A 7,136-nucleotide genomic window follows, 5' to 3' on the forward strand; every position below is an offset into this window, starting at 1 on the left:
TGTGGCTGGAATGTTGCGGCGCTGAAGTAGCTTGTGGAGAAAAATCATCCATGCCGCCGCACGCTAGCGCGCACGCGCTACTCGCGCACGCCGTCGCCGTCTAAAGCGTACAAACCGTCTAAACCGTCGTTCAGATTCTCGAAACCGGCTTGACCGGCGGAGATTTCGCTCCGGATTGGTCGAGGCGCCTTCGAAGGTCATTCACCGCCGCCCAGACGAACAGCGGCGTGACCGCCAGCAATAGCCCGCAGACCGCGCCGGCGATATATCCGGCCATCAGCAGCTCGGGGATATTCAAGAGCGCGCCCGTAACCGCAAGCACAATCGCGCCGATACCGGTGATGAGGACGAGTACAACCATCGCTTGCATGCTATGATCCTCCGCCGAGCAGCCGTTCGAGCCGCTCCTTCATTCTGTTGACATCTTCGAGCAACTTTTTCAACTCCGCGCGGTCGAGTTTTTCCAAGCGTTGGAAGTCGCCGGAGGCCGGTTTTCCAGACGTTGGAAGCCCGGTTTCCGGCGGCAACAGCCCCGCCGCGCGCTCGGCCTCGATGATTTTGCGGAGAAGCTTGGGGCTCGGGTTTCGAGCCCCCGTACGGAGATAGTGAAGCATCGAGCGCTTGATGCCGAGATATCGGCACATCCCACCCCAGTCTAACACGAGCTGACGACGCAGTCGCTCGAGTCTGTCGGCCATTTTCACAAAATTTTCACATCTTCCCCTTGACAGAGTGAATACTGAGTGATAATCCTGTGGACATGTTACGGGAACCCGTGAAAAAGAACACGCGAAAAAACAGGGTCCGGTTTCCCGGCATCTGCTCGCTGGCGGCGGAGCTGGGTGTGACGCGCATCCACCTCTATCGCGTGCTCACCGGCGAGCGCCGCAGCCCGCGCATCGAAGCCCACCCAAAAGTCAAAATTCTCCGGAGGCCAACTGCCCGATGACAAAGCCCGAGTTGGAGCTTTTCGACTGCATGACCCCGGCCCAACGCGCCCTCGCAGAGGCCTATCTGCGGCGCCTACCGCCGGGCGAGCTCATCGCCAAGCCAGATCTTCAGGCCGCTTTCGCGTTGCACCCGCAAGCAGTGACGGCGCTCATCGAATGCGGCGAACTCATCGGCATCGACAAAGGCGCTGGCAGTCGCGCCCGCTGGTTCATCACCCGCCAATCCGCAGAGGCGTTCATCTGCCGCCGGATTCTGGGGATTTCATCCAAGAGAGAAAGGAGCCTGTCATGATCACCATGAATCATCAACGCGTAGCGTGCGCGGTCACGCTGTGCGAACTGGCGCAAACGGCGCTGTGGAAAGCGATTCGCCTGATCGACGAGGCGGTGACGGAACTTGCGCCGGAATTGAAATTCGGCAACGACCCAGCCACCACCGACGGCGCCGCGCTCGAGCGGTTCGGCAAGGAACTCGCCGATTACCAAAAAGCGCTACTTCACGCGGACCTCTACGCGCCGCATTGCGGAGAGGCAATTACCGCGCTGAAAAACGTTATCAGAGCGCTTCCGGACGGAAGCCGGAATGACCGCGCGGGCAAAAAAGGATTGTCGCCGATGAAAACGATTGCCGCTGAAAACCTCTCCGCCGCGATTCGCTAAGATGTCCGCAAGCGTCCAATCGACCGAAAATTTCTGCGTAAGTCGTTCATTATCAACAAAACTTCCGGACATTATGTCCGTTTTAGTCCGCTATGCCAAACAATTGCGCAACCAGCTCGAGCGGGTGCGCGCGGCGGACTTGGATGCCGCGAATCGGGCTGTGTCGATCGGGCTGATTCTCTGCCGCGCGAAAGCGCTCCTCCCGAAGGGAGAATTCGGCGACTGGCTCAAGAGCCTGCTGGGCGAAGGGTACAGCGAGCGGCACGCGCGGCGTTGCATGCGGCTGGGCGAATGGGTTTTGAAGCAAAAACCGGAGTTTGAGGCATTACTCATGGCCTGCGAAGCAGGTGATGAGCATGCGCAAGATGTGCTCGATTTGCAGATTCTGGAGTTCGTCGCCGGTAGGACGCAGACGGAGCTGTTTGTGGCCGCCGGCGTCCTCCGTCATTCGCCCGCCGGCGGCGCGCGAGAGGCGGAAAGGCGCTGTTCACCTGAACAGCGCGCACGGGAGACGTGGAATGGAATTTGCGGAACCATTCATCAATGCCTGCGCGACCGAGACTATGAACGGCTGACGCGCGCGGAAATCGAAGCGGCCATATCGTATTTGCAAGAGGCCTACAAGGCACTGCTGGCCTATCTGCGCGAGGCTCGCAAAGGAGGATGATATGCCTACCTTTCGCGTTACCGATCACCACGAGGTTTTTTTCTCCCTGCCGGCGCGCGAGCGCGAAGAAATTCAGGAAACGCTTGAACGTATTGAGCAAATAGCCATGCACCCGCGTGGTGTGGTGGCGGGCGCGCAGGCCGCCGCCAGGCCCGGGCGCGGCTACTCCGCAAAATCACTGCTGAGAAAATATTACGCATACCTGGCGGCAAATGGAGATTGGCGTGCGCTGATTGACAGAGCGACCGTAAGGCAACGCACGCCTGCACTCGCCGATGAATTTATCGAGTTTTGGCGGTCGCTGTGCGAAAAGAACCAGCGAAAGTGCAAGCCAGCCTATCGAGAGCTCATTCGCCGCTATCTCGCTGGCGAAGCGATTCCTGGTCTTTGCCCTGCAGACGGGCCCAGGCAGGATCTGCCGGCCGGCCTGAGCTACGCCAATTTAATGCGGTATGCGCCGTCGCGCTTTGAATTGGTTGCGCGCCGTCAGGGTCGAGGCGCAGCGGCGGCATTTCGGCCGCTGACCTATACGACGCGTGTAGGGCTAAAGGTCGGCCAGTACTACATATTTGACGACCTGGAGCACGACGTAAAAGTCAACGTGCTCGGCATCAACCGTTCAGCCATGCGTCCCCTCGAACTGGCCTGCCTCGATCTTTTTAGCGGATGCAAAATCGCCTGGGGTGTGAAGCCGACGCTCGAGAACGACGACGGTACGAAGCAAAAGCTCAAAGAGCGGGAGATGCGCTTCTTGCTAGCACACGTGCTCGTGAACATCGGCTATCGCCTGGATGGCACGGTGCTCATGGTGGAACATGGGACGGCGGCAATTCGCGAATCGATCGAAAGGTTGCTGTTTGATCTATCAAACGGTGCCATCCGAGTACATCGCGGTGGGATTGAAGGTGCGGCGGCATTCGCTGGCGCGTACTGTGGGCGACCGAAAGGAAACTTCCGCATCAAAGCGGCGCTGGAGTCGCTCCACAATCTCGTGCATAACGAGCTGGCCGCGCTGCCTGGTCAAACGGGCAAAAGCCGCGATTCCGCGCCTGAAGAGTTATTCGGGCGAGAACGGCACAATGACCGCCTGCTGGCCGCGCTCGCCACATTGCCGCCGGAGGCGGCCGATCAACTTCGGCTCCCGTTTTTGCCCTTCTCCATGTTCGTGCAGATTCTCGATCGCGTCTACCGTCTCATCAACAACCGAATCGATCACGAATTGGAAGGCTTTGAGGAAGCCGGGCTCATCGAGCAGGAATATCGGCTTGCGCCTAACACCCCGTGGTTGCCGATGCGGAACTTGCTTCTTGCCTCCCCTGAAGAGCGGAAGGCAATTGAAACCGTAATTAAGAAGCCAGGATACGTACGATCTCGTAAACTCTCGCCGGCAGAAGTGTGGAACCGGGGATGCGAAGATCTCGCAAGATTACCGCCGTATGCGGCCCCATCGCTCATAGGAGAAGATCTGGCCGTAGAGCGGCGCTTGGGCCATAACCACCTCTTCGAGTTCGAGGACCGCGAACTCGGCCCGGGCGTGCACAGATTTGAAGGACGCGTCACAACGCCAGATGGCCGCGTTGAATATCTGAAGCCTGGCGATACTTACCTGTGCTTTGTGAATCCCTTCGAGGCGGAGCGGCGCCTCTATGTGTGCGGCCCTAAGCTCAACTTCATCGGCTCGGCAGAGCCGTGGAATAAGGTGTGCAGGTCAGATCTGCAAGCTCTCCATCGGGCCATGGGCAGGGCCGCCGCCTACGAAACAGAACTACTGGTTCCACTCGCGCGGAGAGGCGCCGAGATCACCCGAAAGCGCCTTGAGGATGCTCGTCACAACGCGCAAGTCATGCGCGCCTATGCGGCTGATCAGCCAAGGCCTTCAAGCGGTGGCGCAGTGGAAATGGACGCAGAAGTGTTGCGGGCTGCGCTGGCGTGCGATGCGTCCTTGGCGGAGGCTTCGCCGGAAGAAATCGCGGACGTTTTGAAAGATTAACAACAAAAATCGAGGAGCCAGACATGCAGGAAACCATTCAAGAACAAGACATCGATAAATCCCTCAAAGCAGAAGCCGCATCGGCCCATAGCCGAATCAATGTGCCGCTCAACATGGAGAACTGGCGGCACCTTCCAGAAGAGGTCCAGCAATCCTTGCTCTGGTTGCACCAACACGCCCTGGACAACAAAATGAGTTGGGATGAACTCACGGAAGCCGTCGGCTACGATCGTTCGACGGTATTCCGATGGCTCAAAGGCACCTACGAAGGTTCATGGCAAAACGCACTGCGCGCGATTAAGGCGTACAGGCGCATCATCGAACAGCGCGGCACAATCAAGCCAAACGAGCTAGTCGAAAACGGAATTTACAACCTAATCGCCGCAGGATTGGACTACGCGCTCGCGAATAACTCGATTACGGCAATCATCGGAGAATCGAGGATGGGGAAAACCGTCGCCGCGAAACTCTGGCGTGATCATAACAATCACGGCACGAGCGTTTATGTCGTCGCGCCTCCTTATGGCGGGACAAAGCGCCTGCTTCACGTGATCGCCGAAGCCGTAGGGGTAAATCGTTCGCAACCAACTGCTCAACTATATGCTGCAATTCTTCGCGCGTTCAACAAGAATAGAATACTCATCGTCGACGAAGCGCATCGCCTCCTGCCGAGCGATCGCCGTTCAAATCCGACCAACATAGAAGTCCTTCGCGATATCCATGATCAAACAGGTTGCGCACTGGCATTCATCGCCACCCAGCGCTTCGACGATGAGCTTCGGAAATCGCACTACCAATTCGAGCAAATTCTGGGGCGCATCGGCATGCCCATTCGCCTTCCTCGCAGACTCCGCAAACAGGACTGGTTACCCATCGTGCGTCAGTACGTCGAGCCGGACGACGAACTCATCATTAGCCTGGATAAAATCGCAAACGGCCTTGGCCGGCTTGGAATACTCGTTGAATCGTTGAAGCTGGCATCGCGAATAGCAGCAAAAGCGAAAGAACAGCTGACGCCTACCCATGTGCATCGCGCAATTGCCCTGCGCGCCCAAATGATGGGCGAGCGTATGGACAGCAAATATAACTAAGGAGCAAATCGTGAAACCGTCTAGGTCATCACTTAGAATTAAGGTTCAGGCGCCTGAACTAACTCATGATGATGTTGTGCGTATAACAGGAGAGATCGCGGCGGCGCACCATGCTCTGCAACTAGATGTTGACCAAATGAACAAGAAGATTGATGCGATAAAAGCCGCACATCAGGTTCGACAGTCCGCCCTTGCTGAAGAAATAAAAACAAAAACGGCAGTATTGGAGCGCTGGGCAATAAACCACCGCGAGATTTTTGGTGACCGTCGCTCTTTGGATCTTCCTCGAGCCGTCATCGGATTTCGCACCAGCACGCCCGCCGTCAAGCCCGTTAAGGGAATGACAATTGGCGATGTAATTGAGAACCTGTTGCGCATGCCCGGCGGCAATCGTTTTGTTAGGTATCCTAAGCCTGAACTAGATAAGCAGGCAGTATTGGCAGAACGCGATGCCTTCTCTGATCTATTCGAAAAAGTTGGAATTCAAATAGTGCAAGAGGAGCGCTTCTTTATTGAAGCGAAAGCGGAGGAGGTTCCAGCTCATGAGTTTAACTAGACGTCAACAGTCTCTGTATCGCCCGCTGGTGGATCGGGCCTGGCGCGCGGAAGCAATGCGAATGGGCATTTCTTCAGATGCCGATGGCGCACGTGAAACCTGGTATCGCAACCAGTTAGCAATTATTGGGGGATGGCGCTCAACAGTCGAATGCAATTCGACATATGACTTCGACTTGCTTCTTTCTCATTTCGCTACTTTAGCCGGCGAGGTCGACTTGGCAATGCATGCCGCAAAGAGTGCGGAAAGGCGCGTTATCCATGCCATCAAACGCAAGCTGGCCGAGCTGGAAGAAATAGAACAACGGCCTGTCACCTGGAATTATGTTCGTGCAATCTACGCACAAATGAGTCGCCATCATCTGTTGCCTGAGCGTCTAAGCGATTGCCCAGCCGAACTTTTGCGCCGAGTATTAGCAGCAATCGACACGCACATTCGCCGTCTTCATGAGCGAACTCGAAGAGCCGCATGACGTAGCGCTACTACAAAAAGCGTGGACGATTTTTTGGGAACATGTCCCGGATCGCCACGAAATCAGTAGCTACGAAGCTGAGCGGATGCGTGAAATTTTCGAAGCTGGATGGCACGCATGCGCGAGCTGGACAACAACAAGGACCTCGCCGAGCGAATAGAACGCTTCCTACTCGAGCGAGGCGACTGGGTCAAAGCGGACGAAATCTGTGCCAGGTTCGGCGTAGACGAGCGCCGCTTGAGGCAGATGTACGATCGGCCTGGCCTTTGCACCGCCTTTGCAATCAGTCTTTCAAACCAAGGTTTTAAACACGTCGCCCTTGCTACCACTGAAGAGTGGTTACATGCCAAACACGCGGCTAAGCGGGAAGCCATCGCTCGTTTGCGCCGCATCAAGACTTGGCAAGCGAATCGTCGATCCACGGCCACAATTTGCAAGCGCCTGCTGATCGAGATCGACACCGGCCAGATCCTTCTCCCCCTCTGACAGCCCTTTTTTCCTGCGTCGAGCAAGATTCCCAAACTGACGAGATTTTCCCTAAAAAAGTTTCCCAAACTGATTGGAATTCCGGCACTTAACCCTTTCACTTTCTCAAACTGAAACCACCCGAAAAATTCTCCGTAACTCGCTTATTTTCAACATATTTCAACATATATCAGCGTTTCTCAAACTGAATGAGAACTTCCCAGCCGCGTCGCGCTTGGGAGGGAAGTGGTGCACCCGGAGGGACTTGAACCCCCACGCCGGTAA

Annotated in this window: 11 protein-coding genes; 9 read left to right on the forward strand and 2 right to left on the reverse strand. The window is 56.3% G+C overall.

The genetic code is table 11. The features are described 5' to 3' along the window. Positions 1-130: 130 nt before the first annotated feature. Together ONB24_15250 and ONB24_15255 are read right to left on the reverse strand one after the other, a co-directional pair. Entirely contained in the window at positions 131-361 is a 231-nt protein-coding gene (locus ONB24_15250) for a hypothetical protein (GenBank protein ID MDZ7317467.1), read from the reverse strand. A 10-nt stretch (positions 362-371) separates the two neighbouring features. After that, entirely contained in the window at positions 372-698 is a 327-nt protein-coding gene (locus tag ONB24_15255; GenBank protein ID MDZ7317468.1) for a hypothetical protein, read from the reverse strand. A gap of 77 nt (positions 699-775) precedes the next feature. Between ONB24_15255 and ONB24_15260 the strand changes: the two genes are divergently transcribed. The 9 genes from ONB24_15260 (at position 776) to ONB24_15300 (ending at position 6,872) form a co-directional block, all read left to right on the forward strand. Then, the gene (locus tag ONB24_15260) at positions 776-949 is read left to right on the forward strand and encodes a hypothetical protein (protein ID MDZ7317469.1); all 174 of its coding nucleotides are present in this window, start codon (positions 776-778) and stop codon (positions 947-949) included. Further along, a complete protein-coding gene (locus ONB24_15265; protein MDZ7317470.1) occupies positions 946-1,242 on the forward strand; it encodes a hypothetical protein in 297 nt (98 codons plus the stop codon). The genes ONB24_15260 and ONB24_15265 overlap by 4 nt, the downstream gene beginning before the upstream one ends. Further along, positions 1,239-1,610 (forward strand): hypothetical protein, encoded by a 372-nt coding sequence (locus tag ONB24_15270; protein MDZ7317471.1) that lies wholly within the window; start codon positions 1,239-1,241, stop codon positions 1,608-1,610. Before ONB24_15265 ends, ONB24_15270 begins: the two co-directional genes overlap by 4 nt. Positions 1,611-1,683: 73 nt before the next feature. Next, positions 1,684-2,277, forward strand: a complete 594-nt coding sequence (locus ONB24_15275; GenBank protein MDZ7317472.1) for a DUF3102 domain-containing protein — start codon at positions 1,684-1,686, stop codon at positions 2,275-2,277. A 1-nt stretch (position 2,278) separates the two neighbouring features. Beyond that, positions 2,279-4,267 carry a hypothetical protein gene (locus ONB24_15280; GenBank protein ID MDZ7317473.1) on the forward strand — a complete coding sequence of 663 codons (1,989 nt, stop codon included), beginning with the start codon at positions 2,279-2,281 and terminating at the stop codon, positions 4,265-4,267. A 23-nt stretch (positions 4,268-4,290) separates the two neighbouring features. Further along, positions 4,291-5,358 (forward strand): ATP-binding protein, encoded by a 1,068-nt coding sequence (locus ONB24_15285; protein ID MDZ7317474.1) that lies wholly within the window; start codon positions 4,291-4,293, stop codon positions 5,356-5,358. Between the two features lie 10 nt (positions 5,359-5,368). Next, positions 5,369-5,914: a host-nuclease inhibitor Gam family protein gene (locus ONB24_15290; protein ID MDZ7317475.1), complete on the forward strand. Its 546-nt coding sequence runs from the start codon at positions 5,369-5,371 to the stop codon at positions 5,912-5,914. After that, the gene (locus tag ONB24_15295; GenBank protein ID MDZ7317476.1) at positions 5,901-6,386 is read left to right on the forward strand and encodes a hypothetical protein; all 486 of its coding nucleotides are present in this window, start codon (positions 5,901-5,903) and stop codon (positions 6,384-6,386) included. The genes ONB24_15290 and ONB24_15295 overlap by 14 nt, the downstream gene beginning before the upstream one ends. Before the next feature lie 117 nt (positions 6,387-6,503). Further along, entirely contained in the window at positions 6,504-6,872 is a 369-nt protein-coding gene (locus ONB24_15300; protein MDZ7317477.1) for a hypothetical protein, read from the forward strand. The last annotated feature ends 264 nt before the right edge of the window (positions 6,873-7,136 follow it).

It is taken from the genome of candidate division KSB1 bacterium (assembly GCA_034505495.1).
Lineage (GTDB): Bacteria > Zhuqueibacterota > Zhuqueibacteria > Residuimicrobiales > Krinioviventaceae > Fontimicrobium_A.